This is a genomic window from Nocardioides sp. OK12 (assembly GCF_024341885.1).
Classification (GTDB): domain Bacteria; phylum Actinomycetota; class Actinomycetes; order Propionibacteriales; family Nocardioidaceae; genus Nocardioides; species Nocardioides marinisabuli.
In genome coordinates this window covers 112,423-132,226 of sequence record NZ_BNET01000008.1, presented here as the reverse complement: position 1 = coordinate 132,226, position 19,804 = coordinate 112,423, and the positions used below count along the sequence as shown (strand labels likewise).

The following is a 19,804-nucleotide window of genomic DNA, read 5'->3' as shown; positions in this document are numbered from 1 at the left end:
GGGTCGTCCACCACGACGACCGAGAAGAGGACCTCCATGAGCACCACGAGCACCACCAGCAGCAGCCGTCCCGTCCGCACCGACCGGGCCGGGTCGACGCGGCCCACCCCGCCCCGCGCGGAGCGCCCCGCGTCGCGCGCCCCGCGCACCTGGGCCGCCGTCGGCATCGCCGCCGCGGCCGCCGGCATCGGCGGCATCGCCACCTCCGGCCTGGTCACGGCCGTCTACGACGAGGCCCTGGCGGGTGACCCCGACGCGATAGCGCTGGCGGTCGCCGACAAGGTCCCCGTGATCGTGGCCTTCCACGTGCTGGCCCTCGTGGGTGCGGTGGCGACCGTCGTCTTCGCCGCCGGGCTGCACCGCCGCCTGGCCGACCACCCCGGGACGGGCCTGGCCCCCTTCGTGGCCGCCGCCGGGCTGCTCGGCACCGCACTGGTCACCGTGCTGGGGACCGGGCTCGACACCGAGTTCATCTTCGCCTCGCAGGCCGGGGACGCCGTCGCCGACCCGCACGCCGTGGTGTTCTTCAACCACTGGATCGCCACGGTCCCTTGGTGCTGGGTGCTCTCCGGGCTCTCGGGCGTGGCCGTGTGGCGCGCCGCCCGTGCGGGTGCCGTCCCGACGTGGATCGGCCGTGTGGGGCTGGTGCTCGGCGGGCTGACCCTGCTGCTGGGGATCTCCCCGCTGCAGTACATGGCGGGGATGACCGGCCCGCTGTGGCTGCTGGTGACCGCGACCGGCTTCGCGCTCGGCGACCGGGTGCACCGCGGCGCCCGGGCCGCCTGAGCGGGACCCCCGCGTGCCCCGCGCCGGAGCCGGTCCGGGAATTCGGTTCCCGGGCCGGCGTCGGCGCGCCCACAATGAGCCCGTGCTCGTGGTCGGCCGGCGCCCCGCCCGCACGCCGGTCGGACGGTTCGTGTCCGGGCCGGGCGTGCCGGCGCTGTGCGCCCTGGCCCTGGTCGCCAGCGTCGCCGTCGACGCGCGCGGCGAGGCCGGCTCGCTGGGGGACCGCCTGACGCAGGGGCCCGGCTGGCCCTGGACCCTCAACGGCCTGGTCATCGCCTCGCTGGCCGCCGTGGTCACCGCGCGCGACCCGCGCTCACGGTTCGGCTGGGCGCTCGCCGGGTTCGGGCTCTTCTGGGCCGTCGACGGCCTGGCGCAGTCCTGGCTGTACGCCGGGGTGACGGACACGTCCGTGTGGCCCGGCAGCACGCTCGCGCTCTGGTTCTGGGGCCGGGTCGGGTCGCTGCTGCCGGTCGTGGCCGCGGTGCTGCTGCTCCTCTTCCCCACGGGGAGGTTCCTGCCGGGTCGCTGGGGCCGGGCCTCGGGCGCCGTGCTGGTGGTGATGGGTGGAGCCGTCCTGGTCTTCCTGCTCACCCCGGCGCCGGTGCCGGCGGCGCTGCCGGCCGCGCTCGACCCCGACCCCTTCTCGCTGGGCTGGCTCGGTGAGCCGGCGCCCTCGATCGCCCGGACCGTCACGGTGCTGGGCTTCGCCGTGCCGATCGCGACGGTGGTGGTGCGCTACCGCGGGTCCGAGGGTGTCGAGCGCGACCGGATGCGCTGGTTGCTGTGGAGCGTGCTGGTGATGGCCCTGACCATCGTGGCCGGTGCCTTCTACGACGGCCCCGGGGACGACCTGCTCACCAGCTTCGTCGTGATGGTGCTGCCGGCGGCGGCGATGGTCGTCGCCGTCGTCGAGCCCGGCCTGGTGCCGGTGCGCGACCTGCTGACCCGCACCCTGGCCTGGGCCGGCCTGGGCCTGCTCGTCCTCGCCGTCGACCTGGCCGCGGTCGGCCTGCTCGACACCCTGCTGACCGGCTGGGGCGGCGAGGGCCTCTCGCAGCGCGAGGTGGTGGCGCTGGTGCTCCTGGTGTCGGCGCTGGTGCACGTCCCCCTGCGGGCGCGGGTCTGGGCGTGGGCACGCCGGCTGGTCTTCGGCGAGCGGGCGGCGCCGTACGACGTCGTGGCCAGGCTCGCGGCGCGCCTCGAGCACACCGACGACGCCGCGGCGCAGCTCCGCGAGGTGGCCGTCGCCGTCGCCGCGGCCTTCGGTGTCGGCTTCGTGCGCGTCGAGGTCGAGCGTGGCGGCGGGGAGGTGCTGTCGGCCAGCCACGGCACGAAGCCCACGCAGGTGCGGGTGCTCCCGATCACCGACCGCGGCCGTGAGGTGGGCCGGCTGATGCTGCCGGCCCGCGGGATGCGCAGCCGGCTCTCGGCGCGCGACGAGCGGCTGCTCGGCGACCTCGTGCGTCAGGCGGCGCTGGCGGTGCGGACCGCCCGCCTGGCCGAGGAGCTGCAGGAGAGCCGGGAGCGGCTGGTGGTGGCGCGCGAGGAGGAGCGGCGCCGCGTCCGGCGCGACCTGCACGACGGCCTCGGCCCGGCGCTCGGGGGAGTGGTCTTCCGCCTCGAGACGGCCCGGCTGACGGTCGGCAGCGACCCCGCCGCGGCCGGCGCGAGCCTGCAGGAGACCGCCGTGATGGTGCAGGACGTCGTCGCCGACGTACGCCGGCTGGTGCACGAGCTGCGCCCGCCCGCGCTCGACGACCGCGGCCTGGTCGGGGCGTTGCGCCAGCTGGCCGAGCAGGCCGGGCCCGAGGTCTCGGTCGGCGCCGCCGACCTGCCCGAGCTGCCCGCGGCGGTGGAAGTCGCGGCGTACCGGATCGCGGCCGAGGCGCTGACCAACGTGGCGCGCCACGCGCAGGCCGGTCGCGCCGAGGTCCGGCTGGCCCACGAGGCGGGAGGGCTGCTCGTCGAGGTCGCCGACGACGGGGTGGGGGTGTCGCCGGCGGCGCAGGCCGGCGTGGGGATGTTGTCGCTGCGCGAGCGCGCCGACGAGCTGGGCGGTCGCGCCGAGGTGGTCTGCCCGGGCCTCGACGGGGCCGGCACCCTGGTGCGCGCGTGGCTGCCGCTGGGGGTGGCGCGGTGAGGGTGCTGCGGGTCGTGGTCGTCGACGACCACCGGATCGTGCGGGAGGGGCTGGTGTCGCTGCTGGGTGCGCTCGAGGGGATCGAGGTCGTCGGCGAGGCGGCCGACGGCCGCGAGGCGCTGCACGTGGTGCAGGACGTGCTGCCCGACGTCGTGGTCATGGACATCCAGATGCCCGGGCTCGACGGCATCGAGGCGACCCGCTTCGTGACCGGCCGGCACCCGCAGGTGCGGGTCGTGATGCTCACCATGACCGAGGACGACGAGACCGTGGTCAGCGCGATCCGGGCGGGCGCCACCGGCTACCTGCTCAAGGGTGCCGGCGCCGACGAGGTGCTGCACGCGGTGCGCTCGGCGGCCGCCGGCGGCATGGTCTTCGGGGCGTCCCTGGCGGCGCGGGTCGCCGAGCTCTTCGTGGGCGCCGCGCGCCCGGCAGCGCCGCCGGCCTTCCCCCAGCTCAGCGAGCGCGAGCACCAGGTGCTCGACCTGCTGGCCGCCGGGCGCAGCAACGACCAGATCGCCGCCGAGCTGTTCGTGTCGGGCAAGACGGTGCGCAACACCGTCTCCTCGGTCTACGCCAAGCTGCAGGCCCCCGACCGGGCCGCGGCGATCATCGCCGCCCGCGAGGCGGGGCTCGGCCGGGGCTGAGCGGGCCACCGCGTGCGCCGCGGGTGGGGACGGTTGGCACAATGTGGCCATGAGCGAGACGCAGAGCAACGCCTCCCGGGTGCGGGAGATCAACGACTCGATCCGCTACACGATGTGGTCGGTGTTCCGCCTGCGTGACGTGCTCGGCCCCGGGGCCGACCGCGCCGCCGAGGCGAGCGAGGTCGAGGAGCTCTTCGCCGCGCTCGCCGGCGACGACGTCGTGGTGCGCGGCGTCTACGACGTCAGCGGCCTGCGCGCCGACGCCGACGTGATGGTCTGGGCCCACGCCGTCGACTCGGTGCAGCTCCAGGACGCCTACCACCGCTTCCGCCGCACCGCCTTCGGCGCGCGGCTCGAGCCGGTGTGGTCGCAGATGGCGCTGCACCGCCCCGCCGAGTTCAACAAGAGCCACGTGCCGGCGTTCCTCGCCGACGAGGACCCCAAGCAGCACGTGTGCGTCTACCCCTTCGTGCGCTCCTACGAGTGGTACCTGCTCGAGGACGGCGAGCGCCGCGCGATGCTCGCCGAGCACGGCAAGATGGCGCGCGACTACAAGGACGTGCGCGCCAACACCGTGGCCAGCTTCGCGCTCGGCGACTACGAGTGGATGCTGGCCTTCGAGGCCGACGAGCTCTACCGCATCGTCGACCTGATGCGGCACCTGCGCGGCTCCACCGCCCGGCGCCACGTGCGCGAGGAGGTGCCGTTCTACACCGGCGCGCTCACCTCGGTCCCCGACCTCCTGCACCGCCTCCCCTGACCAGGCCCACACCACGCTGACCCGGCGCAAATCTCACCCTGACCCGGCGCGAATCTCGCGCTGACCCGTCCCGAACCTGCAGCGGCTCCGTTGGTGCAGGTTCGGGACGGCTCGACGAGAGATCCGGGCCGGGTGGGCGCGAAGTTTGCGCCGGGTCAGCGAGAGATATGAGCCGGGTCGGAACCCCCGCCCGAGCGGAACCGTCCCACCCCCATGCGCACCCCAGCCCGCCGGCGTACGACCGGTCTCGCCCTGCTCCTCGCCCCCCTGCTGATGAGCCTGGCCGCGTGCGGCGGGGGAGACGACGAGGTGGCCGTCGACGACGGTGCCACGTCGAGCCCCGCGCCGCTCGAGCCGCAGGCGGCCCCCGGGCCGGTGCGCACCCGCGACCTGGTGGTGGTGATGGACACCGGCGAGGGGCCCGAGATGTGCCTGGGCCCGGTGGCGGAGTCCTACCCGCCGCAGTGCGGCGGCCCCGCGATCGAGGGGTGGCGCTGGCGCGACCAGCAGGCCTTCGAGAAGCAGGGCGACGTGCGGTGGGGCTCCTTCGCTCTCACCGGCGAGTGGGACGGCACCACCTTCACCGTCACCGACGCGGTCCCCGCGGCGCTCTACAGCCCGCCGCGCCAGGACGAGCAGGACCCGCCCCCGCCGCTGCGCCAGCGCGACGAGGCCTCGATCAACGAGATCGCCCGCGAGGTCAGCGCGCTGCCCGGCGTCGTGGGCACCTACGTGGAGGACCAGCAGGTCGTGGCCGAGGTCGCCTACGACGACGGCACGCTGCAGCAGCGCCTCGACGAGGAGCACGGCGCCAACACGGTGCGGGTCCTCGCCCAGCTCGTCGACGCCGGCTGAGGTCAGCCGGCGACGGGTCCCGAGCCGTCGGCGGGCTCGAGGGTCATGCTGACCGAGTTGATGCAGTAGCGGTCGCCGGTCGGGGTGCCGTAGCCGTCGGGGAAGACGTGGCCCAGGTGCGAGCCGCACCCGGCGCAGCGCACCTCGACGCGCTTCATGCCGTGCGAGGTGTCCTCGACGTACTCGATGGTGTCGCTGATCGGCTGGTAGAACGACGGCCAGCCGCACCCGGAGTGGAACTTGGTGTCGGACTCGAACAGCTTGGCCTGGCAGGCCTTGCACCGGTAGACGCCGGTCGTCTCGGTGTCGGTCAGCCGCCCCACGCCCGCACGCTCGGTGCCCGCCTGGCGCAGCACGGCGTACTCCTCGGGTGAGAGCTGCTCACGCCACTCGGCGTCGGTCTTCTCCACGTCGTAGCCCATGCCTCCAGCCTACGTGGGCCACCTCATCCCCTCGGGGCGTTGACGCCGCTCGGTGCACGGCTGTTCACTGTGTCCGGTAAAGACGACGTGGACGAGGAGGCGCCGGTGAGCGCGACGATCCCCTGGGAGCGCGTACGGCGCGCGGGCGCACGGCTGACGACGCCGCTGCACCCCGACGACTACCTCTCGCTCATCAACCCCCTGTGGAGCCAGCGCGAGCTGCGCGGACGCATCGAGAAGGTCGTCCCGGAGACCGAGGACGCCGCCACCCTGGTGATCCGCCCCGGGTGGGGCTGGCGCTTCGACCACCGCCCCGGTCAGTACGTCGGCATCGGGGTGCAGGTCGAGGGCCGCTTCCAGTGGCGCTCCTACTCGGTCAGCTCGGCGCCGCGCCGCTCGGGTCGCCACATCGCGATCACGGTGCGCGCGATGCCCGAGGGACTGCTCTCCTCGCACCTGGTCAACGGTCTCGAGCCGGGCACGATCGTGCGGCTGGCCAAGCCCGAGGGCGACTTCGTGCTGCCCGACCCGCCACCGCCGCGGCTGCTCTTCCTGGTCGGCGGGTCCGGCATCACGCCGGTGATGGCGATGCTGCGCACCCTCGACCGGCGCCACACGATGCCCGACGTGGTCCTGCACTACTCCTCGCCGACCCCCGAGCGGATGATCTTCCGCGACGAGCTGGCCCGGCTCGAGGAGGCCCACGAGGGCCTGGTCGTGCACCGCCTGCACACCGACACCGACGGCATCCTCGAGGTCGGTGACCGCGAGCGCGGCCTCGACGCGGTCTGCCCCGACTGGCGCGAGCGCGAGACCTGGGCCTGCGGGCCCGGCCCGATGCTCGACGCCGTGGCCGCGCACTACGAGGCCGCGGGGCTCGAGGAGCGGCTGCACCTCGAGCGCTTCACCCTCGAGCTGGGCGGTGACGGGGGAGAGGGCGGTCGCATCCGCTTCCAGAACTCCGGCAAGGAGGCCGAGGTCGACGGGGCCACGACCGTCCTCGAGGCCGGCGAGCAGGCCGGGGTCGGGATGCCCTACGGCTGCCGGATGGGCATCTGCCACACCTGCACCCTGACCCTCGTCTCCGGCACGGTGCGCGACCTGCGCAACGGCGAGGAGTACGCCCAGCCGAACGAGCAGGTGCAGACCTGCGTGACCGCCGCCGTCGGCGACTGCGTCATCGACATCTGAGACACCCCCCGAACCGCTCCAGCACCAGCACCGAGGAGACGACATGGCGATCGCCGACGTCCAGGAGTACACCCACCTCACCGACGACGAGGTCGAGCAGATCGGTCGCGAGCTCGACCGGATACGCGCCGACGTCGAGGAGTCGCGCGGCGCCGCCGACGCGGCGTACATCAACCGGATGATCCGGGTGCAGCGCGGCCTGGCCGCCGCCGGCCGGGTCACCCTGATGACCACCTGCCACTCGAGGAAGGCGCGGGTGCCGGGCGCGGTCGCCGGCGCCACCATGCTGGGCCTGGCCAAGATCCTCGAGAACATGGAGATCGGCCACAACGTCATGCACGGGCAGTGGGACTGGATGAACGACCCCGAGATCCACTCCTCCAACTGGGAGTGGGACACCGCGCAGCCCGCCGAGCAGTGGAAGCACTCGCACAACTACATCCACCACCAGTTCACCAACGTGCTCGGCTACGACAACGACATCGGCTACGGCGTGCTGCGGATGGCGCGCGAGCAGCGCTGGAACCCCGCCAACCTCGGCCAGCCGGTCTACAACGCGCTGCTCGCCTCGCTCTTCCAGTGGGGCGTGGCGCTGCACGACCTCGACCTGGAGAAGATCCGCAAGGGCGAGAAGGATCCTGCGGAGATGAAGCGCCAGCTCAAGCAGATCTGGCGCAAGGGCCGCAACCAGGCGCTCAAGGACTACGTCGTCTACCCGGCGCTGTCGGGGCCGCACTGGCGCACCACGATGAAGGCCAACGCCACCGCCAACCTGGCGCGCAACCTGTGGTCGTACGTGATCATCTTCTGCGGGCACTTCCCCGACGGGGCGATGCACTTCACCGAGGAGGAGCTCGAGGACGAGACCCGCGCCGAGTGGTACCTGCGCCAGATCCTGGGCGCGGCGAACTTCGAGGGCGGCCCGCTGCTGCACATCCTCTCGGGCAACCTCGGCTTCCAGATCGAGCACCACCTCTTCCCCGACCTGCCCAGCAACCGGTACGCCGAGATCTCCGAGCGGGTGCGGGCGCTGTGCGACAAGTACGACCTGCCGTACACGGTGGGCCCGCTGCACCGGCAGTACGGCCAGGCGCTGCGCACGATCATGAAGCTCTCGCTGCCCAACCGCTTCACCTCCTCCGACTCCCCGCCGCAGCCGCCGGACCGTCCCGCCGCCGCCGAGGCGCCGCCGGTCGACAAGGGCCGCAAGTCCGACGCCGACCTGCCGCCGCGCCGCTCCGAGCTCGGCGGGTGGTCGCGCTCGGGCACCGGGCGGGCCTCGTGATCCGCGGGCTGTCCCGCGACGTCGACGCGCGTACGGCGCCCTTCGCGTGGGAGCCCGACGAGCAGGGTCGACCCGTGCTCGTGGGGTCGCGGGTCACCCAGTGCGCGCTGAGCCGGATCTGCGGTGCGTGCGCGGCCTCGTTGGGGCGTCCGGTGGCGTTCGTGGGGGACGCCGACGAGGTCGCCCGCAACGCCTTCCACGCCCCACCGCTGCACGAGGAGTGCGCACGGGGGCTCGCCGCCGACTCGCCGGAGCTGCAGGTGGTCCTGACCGCGGGCTTCGAGTTCGTACGGCCGGTCGCGGGCGCTGACGACCGGCGACCGACGTTCCAGCCGAACTCGCTGCTCTGAGGGTCGTGGCCTGGGTCGTGGTCTGAGTCGTGGCCTGGGTCGTGGCCCCTGGCCGCGCTCTGGCGCGTCCTCAGGCACACGACCCGGACCACGACCCGGACCACGACCCGGCTCAGCGCTCGGGCCGCACCAGGACCTCGTACCGGACACCGGTCGGGGCGCGGAACCGCCCGACCCGCTCGAAGCCGAGTGACCGCACCACCCGCAGTGCGCGCTCGTTGAAGCCCGCCACCGTCATCCGGTACGCCGACGGGGCGAGCAGCGAGCGGCCGTACGTCAGGCCGGCGCGGATCGCCTCGCGGCCGAGGCCCTGCCCGACCAGGTCGGGGTGCAGCCCGCCGCCGGTGTCGAGCGCCGTGTCGTCGTACGCCCAGCCCGGCACCCGCCCGTCGCGGCCGAACGAGCGGAAGCCGACGAGCCGGCCGTCCGCAGTCAGCGCGTGGAACCCCGACGCGGGGTCGGCGAGCTCGTCGGGGTCGGCGTCGGTCATGTCGTAGCAGTCGTACGGCGGCGGGTAGCGCCAGGTGCAGACCTCGACGGCCTGGTCGCGGGTGAGCGGGGCCAGGGCCAGCGAACCGAGCGCCGTCACTCCACCAGGCCCAGCGCCGCGTCGACGATCGCCGCCACGTCGAGGCCGTGCAGCCGGTAGGCGTCGGCGAGCCCGGAGGACTGCCCGAACTCCTCGACGCCCAGGCAGCGGATCCGGTCGCCGCGTGCGCCGGCGAGGAACGACAGCGTGTGCGGGTGCCCGTCGAGCACGGTCACCAGCGGCGCCGGGGCCGAGGCGGGCAGCAGCTCGGCGAGGACGTCGCCGCCGGTGCCGCCACCACGGCGACCCCGCTGCTGGAAGGAGCGGAAGACCAGGTCGGGGCTGGTCAGGCAGACCACGCCGGCGCGCACGCCCTGCCCGCGCAGGCTCTCGGCCGCGGCCAGCACCTCGGGCATGATCGCGCCGACGCCGACCAGCGTCACCTGCTCCTCGGTCAGCGCGTGCTCGGCCGGCAGCCGGTAGCCGCCGGCGACCGCCTGGCGGCGGCGGCGCTCGACCAGGGCCGGGTCGTCGGGCAGCTCGGCCAGCGTCGGGTCGAGCGGGCGCGTGGAGAGCCGGAAGTACGACGACGTGCCACCGGGCACCCCGACCGAGTCCATCGCGGCCAGGAAGCACCACTCCAGGTCCTGCGCGAAGGCCGGCTCCCAGGCGGTGCAGCCCGGCTGCTCCAGCCCGATCGACGGGGTGGTGATCGACTGGTGCGCCCCGCCCTCGGGAGCCAGCGTGACGCCCGAGGGGGTGCCGACCAGGATCGACTGACCGCCGGAGTAGATGCCGTAGGACCACGGCTCGAGCGCGCGCGAGACGAACGGGTCGTAGATGGTCGCGATCGGGATCAGCCGCTCACCCCAGCGCGACCAGGTCGCGCCCAGCTCGCCGAGCAGCGAGACCAGGTTGACCTCGGCGATGCCGAGCTCGATGTGCTGGCCGTCCTGGTGCTCCGACCAGCGCAGCAGCCGCTCGGTGTCGTCGGCGAACCAGTCGCGGCGGTCCTCCACCGACCACACCCCGGCCTTGTTGATCCAGCCGCCGAGGTTGGTCGAGGAGGCCACGTCGGGGCTGCAGGTGACCACGCGCGCGGCCACGGCGGGCGCGTCGCGGTGCAGGTCGGCCAGCAGCCGGCCCAGGGCCGCCTGGGTCGAGACCGGTCGCTTGTGGGCGTGGCCCAGCGCGACCGGCACCGGGAGCGGGGTCGTCGGCGGCTGCGGCGTACGACGCAGGGCCGCGGCGCGCTGCTCGCACAGGTCGGCGGCGGCGCTGCCGGCCTCGAAGCGCGACCACGGCGCCGACCGGTCGCCGCCGGTCCGCTCGGCCAGGGCGTCCATCTGGTCGGCGGTGAGCAGGGCGGAGTGGTTGTTGGGGTGGCCCTCGGTGGGCAGCCCGCGGCCCTTGATCGTGTAGGCGAACACGACCGTGGGGCGCTGGTCGTCGACGTCGGCGAAGGTGTCGACCAGCAGGCCGAGGTCGTGGCCGCCGAGGTCGCGCACCAGCTCGGCGAGGTCGTCGGCGTCGAGCGCGTCGACCAGCTCGCGCAGCGCGGCCGACGGCGACCAGGCCTCCGAGTCGGCCAGCAGCCGCCCGGCGATCTCGTCGGTGCCGGCGCGCAGCATCCGCTGGTACTCCTCGTTGGGCATCTGCTCCAGGCGCGTGCGCAGCTCGGCGCCGCCGGGGCGCTCGAAGAGCTCGCTGATGCGGCGGCCCCACTTGATGGTGACGACCTGCCAGCCGGCGGCCTCGAACATGCCGGCCAGCCGCGCGATCTGCAGCTCGGGCACCACCCGGTCCAGCGACTGCCGGTTGACGTCGACGACCCACAGCACCTCGCCGAGGCGGGCCACGGCCGGGTCGGCCACGGCCTCCCAGATCGCGCCCTCGTCGAGCTCGGCGTCGCCGAGCAGGCTGACGAAGCGACCGGCCGGGGGAGCGTCGGCGAAGCGCGAGGCGACGTAGCGGTGCGACATCGCCGCCCACAGCGCCGCGGTCGCGCCGATGCCGACCGAGCCGGTGGAGAAGTCGACGGTGTCGGGGTCCTTGAGCCGCGAGGGGTAGGACTGCAGACCGCCCTTGGCGCGCAGCGTCGGCAGGTAGGCCTCGTCGAGGTCGCCGAGCAGGTAGTTCAGCGCGTGCAGCACCGGCGAGGCGTGCGGCTTGACCGAGACCCGGTCGTCGCGCTCGAGCTCGGCGAACCACAGCGCCACCATGATGTCGACCATCGAGGCCGACGAGGCCTGGTGGCCGCCGACCTTGACCCCGCTGTCGTTGGGACGCCCCGCGTTGGCGGCGTCGACGATCGAGGTGGCCAGCCACAGCACGCGGCACGAGACCTCGCGGAGCAGGGCAGGGTCGGGCGTGGTCACTCGGGCTCCTCCGGTGGGGGTGGTCAGACGCCGACGGTCTGGCGGGTCTGGTCGCTCGGGCGCCACTGTGCCACCGACGGCGCCGTGGGGGTGCCCACCCCGACGGCGGCCAGCCCGGCGGTGAGGTCGTCGAGCAGGTCGAGCGGGTCCTCCAGCCCGACCGAGAGCCGTACGACGCCCGCGCCGGGTCGCGCGTGGGCGGCGACGGGGCGGTGGGTCAGCGCCGCGGGGTGCTGGACCAGCGAGTCGACGCCGCCCAGCGACACCGCGTGGGTGAACAGCGAGACCGAGGAGGTGAGCCGGGCGGCGGCGTCGTACCCGCCGTGCAGGGTGATGGCGACCATTGCGCCGGGGCCGCGCATCTGGGTGCCGACGAGGCCGCGCGGGTCGTCGAGGCCGGGGTAGTGCACGGTCGCGACCTCGTCGCGGCCCTGGAGGAACTCGACGAGGCGACGGGCGCCGTCCTGCTGGGCCCGCACCCGCAGCGGCAGGGTGGCCAGGCCGCGGTGCAGCAGGTAGGCGCCGAGCGGGTGCAGGATGCCGCCGGTCACCGCGCGCACCTGGCGCAGCCCGTTGGCGGTCTCCTCGTCGCAGGCGATGACGCCGCCGACCACGTCGCCGTGGCCGCCGAGGTACTTGGTGGCGCTGTGCAGCGCCATCGCGGCGCCGTGGTCGAGCGGGTTCTGCAGCACCGGGGTGGCGAAGGTGTTGTCGACCAGCACCGGCACGTCGCCGGCGGCGGCCACGGCCGCGGCGATGTCGAGCAGCTCCAGCGTCGGGTTCGCGGGCGTCTCCACGACGACCAGGGCGGTGTCGGGGCGCACGGTGGCGGCGATCTCGGACTCGGTGCACCAGGAGACCTCGGTGCCGAGCAGGCCGGTGGAGAGCAGGTGGTCGGTGCCGCCGTACATCGGGCGGACCGCGACGACGTGGCGCTTGCCGGTCAGCATCGTGCGCGAGAGCACCGCGGCTGACATGGCGGCCATGCCGGAGGCGAAGGCGACCGCCGACTCGGCGTGCTCGAGGGTGGCCAGCGCGGTCTCGAAGCGGGCCACGGTCGGGTTCCACAGCCGCTGGTAGACGTGGCCGCCCTCGGTGGGGTGCCCGCCGGTGGCCATCGACTCGTAGGACTCGCCGCCGGTGTCGAGGTCGGGCAGCGGGTTGGTGGAGGAGAGGTCCAGCGGCAGTGCGTGCACGCCGAGGCTGGTCAGGTCGTCGCGGCCGCTGTGCACGGCGAGGGAGTCGAGGCGCATGCAGGGAGTCTCGCTGAGAAGTCACCGTACGAGCGCCCTCGCTGTCGAAGACGTAGCCTAAGGAGGCTTCGGTTGCAGAAGAAGCAGGACCACCCGCCTCCTGAGGAGCTCGCGTTGCCTGGATCACAACCCGCTGACCGGGGCGCCCCCGGCCTGGACTCCCTCGACCTCGACATCCTGCGCGCGCTGGGCGCCGACGGACGGCTGACCAACAAGGCGCTCGCCTCGCGGCTGGGGGTGGCCGAGTCGACCTGTGCCTACCGGGTGCGCTCGTTGCGCGACCGCGGCGTCATCGTCGGCACCAGCGTGCAGGTCGACGTCGCCTCGCTGGGCTTCCCGCTGCAGGCGGTCATCAAGGTGCGCCTGGGCAGCCACGACCAGCAGCACGTCACGACCCTGTACGACGCCCTGGTCGAGGCCCCGGGCGTCCTGCAGGCGCTGCACGTGGCCGGCGAGGACGACTTCCACCTGCTGGTCGCCGTCGCCGACCCCGAGGCGCTGCGCGACCTGGTGCTCGAGCACGTCACCGTGCACCCGGTGGTGCGCTCGACCGAGACCCAGCTGGTCTTCGAGCGGCGCAAGGGCCGGGGAGTGCTGTGAGTGCGGCGCGGCGGGGGAACCGGGCGCCGGGCCGGGGCGTCGGATGAGCAGGAGGCGCAGGGAGGAGACGGGTGTGCGCAGGGTCGGTCCGTGGGTCGCGGGGGCCGTCGTGCTCGTCGCGCTCTGGCCGGTCCTCTGCGTGTCGTCCGAGGACGGGCCGACGAACTGTCGGAGCGTCCTGGTCGCCCTGCCCTGGGGCGAGGGCGCCGACAGCTGGGGGATGGTCGTCGCCGCTGCTGCGGCGGTGCTGGCTTTCGTCGTCGTGCGTCGGCTGCTGGGGAGCGGCAGCAGGAAGGCTTAGCCCGACGCGGCGTGCAGCGGTTCTCAGTCGGCCGACGACGTACGCCCGGCGAGCCAGTCGTGCAGCCCGGGCCCGTCGACCTCGACGCGCTCCATCTCCTCGCCGCCGTCGCAGGTCAGCAGTGCCACGGTGGTGCGCTCGGGGGTGGAGACGACCACCTGCCAGTGCCCGCCGCGGCGGGCCCACTCCTCCAGCGGGGCCTGCGGTGACGGGTCGGGCGCCATCAGGACCCCGTCAGAACCCGGTGGTGCACCACGGGGTCGGCCCGCCGTCGGCCATCGCCGCGAAGGTGCCCGCCGCGGCGCCGGTGACCCGGCCGACGGCGACCAGCGGTGCCACGTCGACATCGCCGAGGTAGAGGTGGCCCAGGGTCTCCGCGGAGAGCCGCACGTCGGCGGCGTCGTCGGTGCGCCGCACGGTCGCGGCGCCGCCGCTGGTGGTGACCCGCCAGCGCCCGGCGGTGTGGCCCAGGTCGTCGTCGACCTCGAGCACCACGTCTCCGTCGACGCTCCACGGGCGGGCCTCCAGGGCCACCGGGAGGTCGAGCACCCGCACCCACAGCGTGTCGTGCAGGGCCGTGGTCGTCACGACCCGCGGGTCGACGAGCGCGACCTCCAGGACGTCGAGCAGCGGGCTGCGGCCCCAGCGGACCTTCTCGACGAGGTCGATGTCGGCGACGAAGCGCCACAGCCTCAGGTACGCCGTCGTGGTGTCGGCGGCCAGGTCGACCAGCTCGACGGCAGCGTCCTTGCGGTGGTCGCCGTTGTGCTTGAAGAGGGCGTAGCCGTCGACGGTGCCGGCGGGGTCGAGGTGCAGCACCGCGCGCAGCATCTTGTCGGGAGCACCCTTGTCCCAGTCGTACTCGCCGGTCAGGAACATCTCGTAGAACGAGGGCCTGCTGACCGCGCCGCGGGTGCGCCCGAGGTGGCGCTCGAAGACCGCGCGCACGTGCGGCCACGCCTCGGTCGGCTCGGCCATCTCCAGGCTGCCGGGGTCGTCGAGGTCGCGCAGCCCGAAGCGGGGGCCCGTGTCGATCTCGACGCGTCGCCCGCGCACGGCGGGGCCGAAGCCGAAGCGGCCGTAGATGGAGCCCTCGGTCGCGGTCAACGCCGCCACCGGACGGCCCTGCGCGACCGCGTGGTCGAGGTCCACGGTCATCAGCCGGCGCAGCAGGCCCTGGCGGCGGTGGGTGGGGGCGACGGTGACGTCGCTGATCATGTGCAGCCCGAGCGTGCGGCCGCCACCGACGTTGAGCTCGCCGGCCCAGCTGGCGAAGGTGCCGACCGGCAGCGTGCCGTCGGCGACCCGGGCGGTGGGCCAGGCGCCGCGCACCACCGCCCCGTCGCGCCCCGCGTGCTTGCGCCAGCGGTCGAACTCGGCCTGGTCGTTGCGGCCGTCGTGGAAGCCGCGGGCCAGGCCCTCCAACCAGCCCCGCAGCAGCGCGGCGTCGGCGCCCTCGTCGCCGGGCTCGAGAGTGCGGAAGGTCAGGTCGGCGTGCGGCTCACTCACCCCGACACCCTAGGAGCAGCCCCACCCACCCCTCCACGCGATATCCCGCCGAGCCGGCTCGTCCGAACCGGCCGGGTCGCGGTGGCGGCCTAGGGTGGGCGCATGGCGAAGGCAGGCGCGGCCGAGGTGCAGGCGGGCGGGCGCGCGGTGCGCGTCTCGAGCCCCGACCGGGTGATCTACGAGGCGACCCGGCACACGCCCGAGGTGACCAAGCTGATGGTCGCCGAGTACGTCGCCTCGGTCGAGGACGGGCTGATGCGCGCGCTGCGCAACCGCCCGACCGCCCTGGAGCGCTGGCCCTCGGGGGTGCGCGAGGGGATGCGCCTGGCGACCGGCCCGCAGGACTCCAAGGCCGACGCGTTCTACCAGAAGCGGGTGCCCAGGGGGGCGCCCGACTACCTCGAGACCGCGACCGTCACCTTCCCCTCCGGTCGCACCGCCGACGAGATCTGCCCGACCGAGATCGCGGTGCCGGTGTGGGCCGCCCACATGGGCACCCTGACCTTCCACCCCTGGCCCGTGCGCCGCACCGACGACCCGGCCAGCCTGGACCACCCCGACGAGCTGCGCATCGACCTCGACCCGCAGCCCGGCACCACCTTCGCCGACGCGGTGCGGGTGGCCGGCGTGGCCCGTGAGCTGCTCGCCGAGCTCGGGCTGACGGCGTACGCGAAGACGTCGGGCAACCGCGGCGTGCACGTCTACGTGCGGATCGAGCCGCGCTGGGAGTTCACCGACGTGCGGCACGCCGCGATCGGCTTCGGCCGGGCGCTGGAGCGCCGCGACGACCAGGTGACCACGGCGTGGTGGAAGGAGGAGCGGGGGGAGCGGATCTTCGTCGACTACAACCAGAACTGCCGCGACCGCACCATCGCCTCGGCCTACTCGCTGCGCCCGCTGCCCGGCGCCCCGGTCTCCACCCCGCTGGCGTGGGCCGACCTGGCGCAGCTCGACGACCCGCGCGGCCTGAACCTCTTCACCGTGCCCGAGCGGCTCGCCGACAGCGGTGACCCGTGGGCCGGCATCGACGACGAGGCGTTCTCGATCCAGCCGCTGCTCGACCTCTACGAGGAGCTGCCCGGGGGCGAGATGCCCTACCCGCCGGACCACCCGAAGATGCCGGGGGAGCCGCCGCGCGTGCAGCCGAGCAAGAAGGTGGCCGAGCACTGGGACGCCGAGGGCAACCGCGTCGAGGGCTGAACCGGGCGCGGGCCCAAATCGAGAGGGCCCGCCCGGCGGAGTCTCAGCTGCACCGGACGGGCTCCCGTCTCTGCGTCCGAGTCTCCCCCCGGATTCTCGGACGCGATGGTCGGTCGGGGTGAGTCCGCGTTCCCCCCAGAATCGCGGCGTACCCCCCGGTCCGACCGGGGAGGTCGCCCCCCGGCGACCTCGTGCCTCAACACTAGGAGGAGATCCGCCGGAGTGGGTGCACGCGTCATCCACAATCGGTCCAGGGTTTGGTAACACCGAGGGGCCCCGCGGGTGAGCGGAGCCGCTGGTACTTTGCGCGCATGATGGTCTCGCACTCCTCCCGGGTGCTGTTCGTGCACGTGCAGAAGACCGGTGGGATCACCATCGACCGGATGCTGCAGGAGGCGCTGCCCGACTTCGAGTTCCTGCCCGGGCTGGGGGGTGGGCGCCACGCCCGGCTGGGCCCGGCGCTGCGCACCTACCCCGAGCTGTCGGAGTACTTCATCTTCGGGTTCGTCCGCAACCCGTGGGCCCGTCTCTACTCGTGGTGGGCGATGATCAAGCGCGCCGAGGCCGACGCTGCCGCCGGGGTCGAGAAGGCCGCCAACCAGATGGACCACAACCGGCTGTGGAAGCGGGTGCTCGCGACCTGCCCCGACTTCGAGGCGTTCGTGCTGCGCGGCACCCAGGAGCAGCGCGAGCTGCAGCGCACCCAGATCAGCTACCTGCGCGCCAAGCAGCGCGAGGCCGACTTCATCGGCCGCCAGGAGCACTTCGACGCCGACCTCCACGAGGTCTTCGACCGGCTCGGCCTGGCCTGGCCCGGCACCACCGTGCACGCCAACACCGGCCCCAGCGCCGACTACCGCCAGCACTACTCCGAGGAGATGCGCGACCGGGTCGCCGAGGTGTTCGCCGCCGACCTCCAGCGCTTCGGCTACGAGTTCTAGGCGCCGCTGATCCCCTCGGGCCCTCCGGCCTGCTCCTCGAAGCTCTCGTGCTCGAGCAGGTGCAGGACCGGCACGCCCAGCTTGCGCCGGGCCTGCGAGGTCCAGTCGAGGTGGAAGAACTCGGCGACCACGTGGGGCCGGGTCAGCACGATGGCCTCGCGGCCGTCGACGGCCGCGACCTCGGCGGCCAGCGCGTCGACCGGCGGCTCGGTGATGATGCGCCCGGTCGCCTCGGCGTGCGCGTGGCGCAGGTGCTCGAGGGTCGTGTGCAGCTCGGCCTGCGAGCGCTCGAGGCAGTCCTTGCGCACCGCGTCGAGGTCGATCTCCGACATCGTCATCGCCGGCGAGGCCAGCATCTCCCCGCCCGACAGCGAGCCCATGGCGGCCTCGACGCGCGCGGCGGCGTCCTCGAGGGGCAGCAGCACGTGGTAGCGGACCCGCTCGCCCTCCTCGGCCAGCTCGGCGTGCAGCGAGCGCACCTGGACGGCGTCGGAGGCGCTCAGCGCCTTCTCGATCAGCAGTACGACGTCGTAGTCGGCCATGGGCCCATCCTAGTCCCGTCGGGGGCCCGGCGGGGGGAGCCTCAGCCCCGGCCGAGGACCTCGCCGAGGTCGTAGCCCATGACCTGGTCGAGCTGCTCGTAGCCGCAGGAGGCCGGGTCGCGGTCGTCGCGCCAGCGCTTGAAGTGGGCGGTGTGGCGGAAGCGGCGACCCTCCATGTGGTCGTACTTGACCTCGAGCACCCGCTCGGGGCGCAGCGGCACGAACGAGAGGTCCTTGCCGGCGCTCCACCGGCTCTGGGTGCCCGGCACCCGGTCGGGGTTGGCGATCGCGCCCTCGTGCCAGCGCGCCCACGGGTGCTCCTCGATCGGGCAGGCGAGCGGCGAGAGCTCCTCCCACAGCTCGGCGCGTCGCTTCTCGGTGAAGCTGGCGCTCACCCCGATGTGCTGCAGCACCCGGCCGTCGTCGCCCTCGCTCCACAGCCCCAGCAGCAGGCTGCCCAGCAGCGGCCGCTCGGGCGTGGAGGTCTTGTGCTCGCGCATCCCGGCCAGCACCACGTCGGCGGTGCGCTCGTGCTTGATCTTCAGCATCGTGCGCGCGTTCTCGGCGTACGCCGCCTCGAGCGGCTTGGCCACCACGCCGTCCAGCCCGGCGCCCTCGAACTGCTCCAGCCACTGCTCGGCCACCGCCGGGTCGGTGGTGGTGCGGGTCAGGTGGCACGGCCCGCCGGCGCCGGGGTCGGAGAGGTGACCCAGCGCGTCCTCGAGCGCGGCGCGGCGCTCGGCGAAGGGCCGGTCGACGTACGACTCGTCGCCCAGGGCGAGCAGGTCGAAGGCCACGAACCCCGCCGGGGTCTTCTCGGAGAGCATGCCGACCCGCGAGGCGGCGGGGTGGATGCGCTCCTGCAGCACCTCGAACTCCAGGCGCTGGCCGCCGTCGGGGGTGGGCAGCGCGACGAACACCTCGCCGTCGAGCACGCAGCGCTCGGGCAGCTGCTCGCGCGCGGCGACCACGAGCTCGGGGAAGTAGCGGGTGAGCGGCTTGGTGTTGCGGCTGGTCAGCTCGACCTCGCCGCCGTCCTTGAAGACCAGGCAGCGGAAGCCGTCCCACTTCGGCTCGAAGGACAGCCCGCCGTGCTTGGCGGGATCGGGCACGCCCTTGACGGACTTGGCGAGCATCGGCCGCACCGGCGGCATCACGGGCAGGTCCACGCCCCGACCATAGACCCGCCCGCCCCCACCCCCGGGGGCGTCGCCTCGGGGGCGCTGCCCCTGCTCGCCGTCGTAGGCTCGCGCACGTGATGCCACCCGCGGTGCCGTTCGGCGGTCGTGCCACCTGGGGCCCGGTGGCCGGCGGGGACCGGCTCGTGCCCGGGGGCCCCAGCACCGGGGGCGGGTGGTCCAGCTGAGTGCGCGGATCTTGCTGGGTCCGGCCGGCCGCGCGGCGGGGCTGGTGACCGGGACCGTCGCCCTGGTCCTGGGGGTGGCGCTGGTGCGTCGCGCCGACAGCGCCTTCGGCACCACCTGGGCAGCCCTCTTCCTGGTGCTCGGCCTCATCGTGCTGGTCTCGTCGTCGGGGCCGTTGCTGGACTCGTCGGGACCGGCCCCGAGGCCGCGCGAGGTGACGTGGGACGGCGAGCGAGCGACGTACCGCCCCCGCAGGGCGGGGCGTGCCTGGGTGGCCTCGCTCGGGGTGCTGACCCTCCTGGGAGGGTGGTTCGCCGTGATGGGGACGGTCGGAGCGGTCACGGAGAACTGGCTGTGGCCCGTGCTGGCCTCGGTGCCCGCCGTCTACTTCCTGGGGTTCCCGGTGCTCGCGCTCCTGGGCCGCTTCCGCGTCGGGGGCACGTGGATCTCGGCGACCCGGGTGGTCGACGAGCACCACGGCCTGCGCAGCGAGCTGCGCCTGGCCGACGTCGCGACGGCGGTCCAGCGTGGGGACAGCGTCAGGGTCACGGCGGCGCACCCGGGGGCCGTCACCCGGCACCGGCTCACGCCTCGGCCGTGGCGGGCCCGGCCCAGGTCACAGGACCTCGAGATCGTCGTCGACGGGCCCGCCGCCGGTGGCGCGGACCTGGCTGCTGAGCTGACGAGCGCTGCTGCGGCCGCCGGACGCCGAGGCGACCGCTCCCGTCGCCGATCAGGGCCTTAGGGTGGT

21 protein-coding genes are annotated in these 19,804 nt (G+C 74.1%); 13 read left to right on the top strand and 8 right to left on the bottom strand.

Annotation, left to right across the window (positions count from 1 at the left end; all coding sequences use genetic code 11):
• Positions 1-36: 36 nt before the first annotated feature.
• The 5 genes from OCU29_RS18540 (at position 37) to OCU29_RS18520 (ending at position 5,188) form a co-directional block, all read left to right on the top strand.
• On the top strand, positions 37-786 hold the full coding sequence (locus OCU29_RS18540) for a hypothetical protein (RefSeq protein ID WP_261821085.1): 750 nt from the start codon (positions 37-39) through the stop codon (positions 784-786).
• Between the two features lie 82 nt (positions 787-868).
• Entirely contained in the window at positions 869-2,926 is a 2,058-nt protein-coding gene (locus OCU29_RS18535; RefSeq protein ID WP_261821084.1) for a sensor histidine kinase, read from the top strand.
• Positions 2,923-3,573, top strand: a complete 651-nt coding sequence (locus OCU29_RS18530) for a response regulator transcription factor (protein ID WP_261821083.1) — start codon at positions 2,923-2,925, stop codon at positions 3,571-3,573. Before OCU29_RS18535 ends, OCU29_RS18530 begins: the two co-directional genes overlap by 4 nt.
• Before the next feature lie 49 nt (positions 3,574-3,622).
• Positions 3,623-4,333 (top strand): hydrogen peroxide-dependent heme synthase, encoded by a 711-nt coding sequence (gene hemQ, locus OCU29_RS18525; protein ID WP_261821082.1) that lies wholly within the window; start codon positions 3,623-3,625, stop codon positions 4,331-4,333.
• Positions 4,334-4,546: 213 nt separating this feature from the next.
• On the top strand, positions 4,547-5,188 hold the full coding sequence (locus OCU29_RS18520) for a hypothetical protein (protein WP_179614158.1): 642 nt from the start codon (positions 4,547-4,549) through the stop codon (positions 5,186-5,188).
• A 2-nt stretch (positions 5,189-5,190) separates the two neighbouring features.
• Here the strand turns inward: OCU29_RS18520 and msrB are convergent, their stop codons facing one another.
• Positions 5,191-5,610: a peptide-methionine (R)-S-oxide reductase MsrB gene (gene msrB, locus OCU29_RS18515; protein ID WP_179614157.1), complete on the bottom strand. Its 420-nt coding sequence runs from the start codon at positions 5,608-5,610 to the stop codon at positions 5,191-5,193.
• A gap of 105 nt (positions 5,611-5,715) precedes the next feature.
• Here msrB and OCU29_RS18510 point away from each other — a divergent pair, with 105 nt between their 5' ends.
• From OCU29_RS18510 to OCU29_RS18500, 3 genes are read left to right on the top strand one after another with little or no spacing between them, the layout of a single operon-like run.
• Positions 5,716-6,801 carry a ferredoxin reductase gene (locus OCU29_RS18510; RefSeq protein ID WP_261821081.1) on the top strand — a complete coding sequence of 362 codons (1,086 nt, stop codon included), beginning with the start codon at positions 5,716-5,718 and terminating at the stop codon, positions 6,799-6,801.
• A 43-nt stretch (positions 6,802-6,844) separates the two neighbouring features.
• A complete protein-coding gene (locus OCU29_RS18505) occupies positions 6,845-8,086 on the top strand; it encodes an acyl-CoA desaturase (RefSeq protein ID WP_261821080.1) in 1,242 nt (413 codons plus the stop codon).
• Positions 8,083-8,436 (top strand): hypothetical protein, encoded by a 354-nt coding sequence (locus OCU29_RS18500; protein WP_261821079.1) that lies wholly within the window; start codon positions 8,083-8,085, stop codon positions 8,434-8,436. The genes OCU29_RS18505 and OCU29_RS18500 overlap by 4 nt, the downstream gene beginning before the upstream one ends.
• A 112-nt stretch (positions 8,437-8,548) precedes the next feature.
• Here OCU29_RS18500 and OCU29_RS18495 read toward each other — a convergent pair whose 3' ends face one another.
• Genes OCU29_RS18495 through OCU29_RS18485 form a run of 3 tightly spaced genes read right to left on the bottom strand, consistent with a single transcriptional unit; the run spans position 8,549 to position 12,596 of the window.
• Positions 8,549-9,025: a GNAT family N-acetyltransferase gene (locus tag OCU29_RS18495; protein WP_261821078.1), complete on the bottom strand. Its 477-nt coding sequence runs from the start codon at positions 9,023-9,025 to the stop codon at positions 8,549-8,551.
• Positions 9,022-11,343 (bottom strand): pyruvate dehydrogenase, encoded by a 2,322-nt coding sequence (locus tag OCU29_RS18490; protein WP_261821077.1) that lies wholly within the window; start codon positions 11,341-11,343, stop codon positions 9,022-9,024. The genes OCU29_RS18495 and OCU29_RS18490 overlap by 4 nt, the downstream gene beginning before the upstream one ends.
• 23 nt (positions 11,344-11,366) lie before the next feature.
• On the bottom strand, positions 11,367-12,596 hold the full coding sequence (locus OCU29_RS18485; RefSeq protein WP_261821076.1) for a PLP-dependent aspartate aminotransferase family protein: 1,230 nt from the start codon (positions 12,594-12,596) through the stop codon (positions 11,367-11,369).
• Positions 12,597-12,668: 72 nt separating this feature from the next.
• On the opposite strand from OCU29_RS18485, the gene OCU29_RS18480 reads away from it, so the two are divergent.
• Together OCU29_RS18480 and OCU29_RS18475 are read left to right on the top strand one after the other, a co-directional pair.
• Positions 12,669-13,196 (top strand): Lrp/AsnC family transcriptional regulator, encoded by a 528-nt coding sequence (locus tag OCU29_RS18480; protein WP_246305104.1) that lies wholly within the window; start codon positions 12,669-12,671, stop codon positions 13,194-13,196.
• A 73-nt stretch (positions 13,197-13,269) separates the two neighbouring features.
• On the top strand, positions 13,270-13,497 hold the full coding sequence (locus tag OCU29_RS18475; protein WP_261821075.1) for a hypothetical protein: 228 nt from the start codon (positions 13,270-13,272) through the stop codon (positions 13,495-13,497).
• Between the two features lie 23 nt (positions 13,498-13,520).
• Here the strand turns inward: OCU29_RS18475 and OCU29_RS18470 are convergent, their stop codons facing one another.
• Complete coding sequence (locus tag OCU29_RS18470) at positions 13,521-13,721, bottom strand: hypothetical protein (protein WP_261821074.1); 201 nt, start codon at positions 13,719-13,721, stop codon at positions 13,521-13,523.
• Positions 13,722-13,731: 10 nt separating this feature from the next.
• Positions 13,732-15,006, bottom strand: coding sequence for a GNAT family N-acetyltransferase (locus OCU29_RS18465; RefSeq protein ID WP_261821073.1), 1,275 nt, complete (start codon positions 15,004-15,006; stop codon positions 13,732-13,734).
• Between the two features lie 102 nt (positions 15,007-15,108).
• Here OCU29_RS18465 and OCU29_RS18460 point away from each other — a divergent pair, with 102 nt between their 5' ends.
• Together OCU29_RS18460 and OCU29_RS18455 are read left to right on the top strand one after the other, a co-directional pair.
• Entirely contained in the window at positions 15,109-16,206 is a 1,098-nt protein-coding gene (locus OCU29_RS18460; RefSeq protein ID WP_261821072.1) for a DNA polymerase domain-containing protein, read from the top strand.
• Positions 16,207-16,517: 311 nt separating this feature from the next.
• Positions 16,518-17,147, top strand: a complete 630-nt coding sequence (locus OCU29_RS18455) for a sulfotransferase family protein (RefSeq protein ID WP_261821071.1) — start codon at positions 16,518-16,520, stop codon at positions 17,145-17,147.
• Here the strand turns inward: OCU29_RS18455 and OCU29_RS18450 are convergent.
• The gene (locus tag OCU29_RS18450) at positions 17,144-17,689 is read right to left on the bottom strand and encodes a hypothetical protein (RefSeq protein ID WP_261821070.1); all 546 of its coding nucleotides are present in this window, start codon (positions 17,687-17,689) and stop codon (positions 17,144-17,146) included. The two genes, OCU29_RS18455 and OCU29_RS18450, sit on opposite strands and share 4 nt — an antisense overlap.
• Before the next feature lie 41 nt (positions 17,690-17,730).
• Positions 17,731-18,858, bottom strand: a complete 1,128-nt coding sequence (locus OCU29_RS18445) for an ATP-dependent DNA ligase (protein ID WP_261821069.1) — start codon at positions 18,856-18,858, stop codon at positions 17,731-17,733.
• A 241-nt stretch (positions 18,859-19,099) separates the two neighbouring features.
• Here OCU29_RS18445 and OCU29_RS18440 point away from each other — a divergent pair, with 241 nt between their 5' ends.
• On the top strand, positions 19,100-19,798 hold the full coding sequence (locus tag OCU29_RS18440; RefSeq protein WP_261821068.1) for a hypothetical protein: 699 nt from the start codon (positions 19,100-19,102) through the stop codon (positions 19,796-19,798).
• The last annotated feature ends 6 nt before the right edge of the window (positions 19,799-19,804 follow it).

What these genes read in the sequence shown, in the direction of transcription:
- OCU29_RS18540 (WP_261821085.1), top strand. Translation starts at nt 37, where the DNA reads ATGAGCACCACGAGCACCACCAGCAGCAGCCGTCCCGTCCGCACCGAC.
- hemQ (WP_261821082.1), top strand. Translation starts at nt 3,623, where the DNA reads ATGAGCGAGACGCAGAGCAACGCCTCCCGGGTGCGGGAGATCAACGAC.
- OCU29_RS18520 (WP_179614158.1), top strand. Translation starts at nt 4,547, where the DNA reads ATGCGCACCCCAGCCCGCCGGCGTACGACCGGTCTCGCCCTGCTCCTC.
- msrB (WP_179614157.1), bottom strand. Translation starts at nt 5,610, where the DNA reads ATGGGCTACGACGTGGAGAAGACCGACGCCGAGTGGCGTGAGCAGCTC.
- OCU29_RS18505 (WP_261821080.1), top strand. Translation starts at nt 6,845, where the DNA reads ATGGCGATCGCCGACGTCCAGGAGTACACCCACCTCACCGACGACGAG.
- OCU29_RS18485 (WP_261821076.1), bottom strand. Translation starts at nt 12,596, where the DNA reads ATGCGCCTCGACTCCCTCGCCGTGCACAGCGGCCGCGACGACCTGACC.
- OCU29_RS18470 (WP_261821074.1), bottom strand. Translation starts at nt 13,721, where the DNA reads ATGGCGCCCGACCCGTCACCGCAGGCCCCGCTGGAGGAGTGGGCCCGC.
- OCU29_RS18460 (WP_261821072.1), top strand. Translation starts at nt 15,109, where the DNA reads ATGGCGAAGGCAGGCGCGGCCGAGGTGCAGGCGGGCGGGCGCGCGGTG.
- OCU29_RS18455 (WP_261821071.1), top strand. Translation starts at nt 16,518, where the DNA reads ATGATGGTCTCGCACTCCTCCCGGGTGCTGTTCGTGCACGTGCAGAAG.
- OCU29_RS18450 (WP_261821070.1), bottom strand. Translation starts at nt 17,689, where the DNA reads ATGGCCGACTACGACGTCGTACTGCTGATCGAGAAGGCGCTGAGCGCC.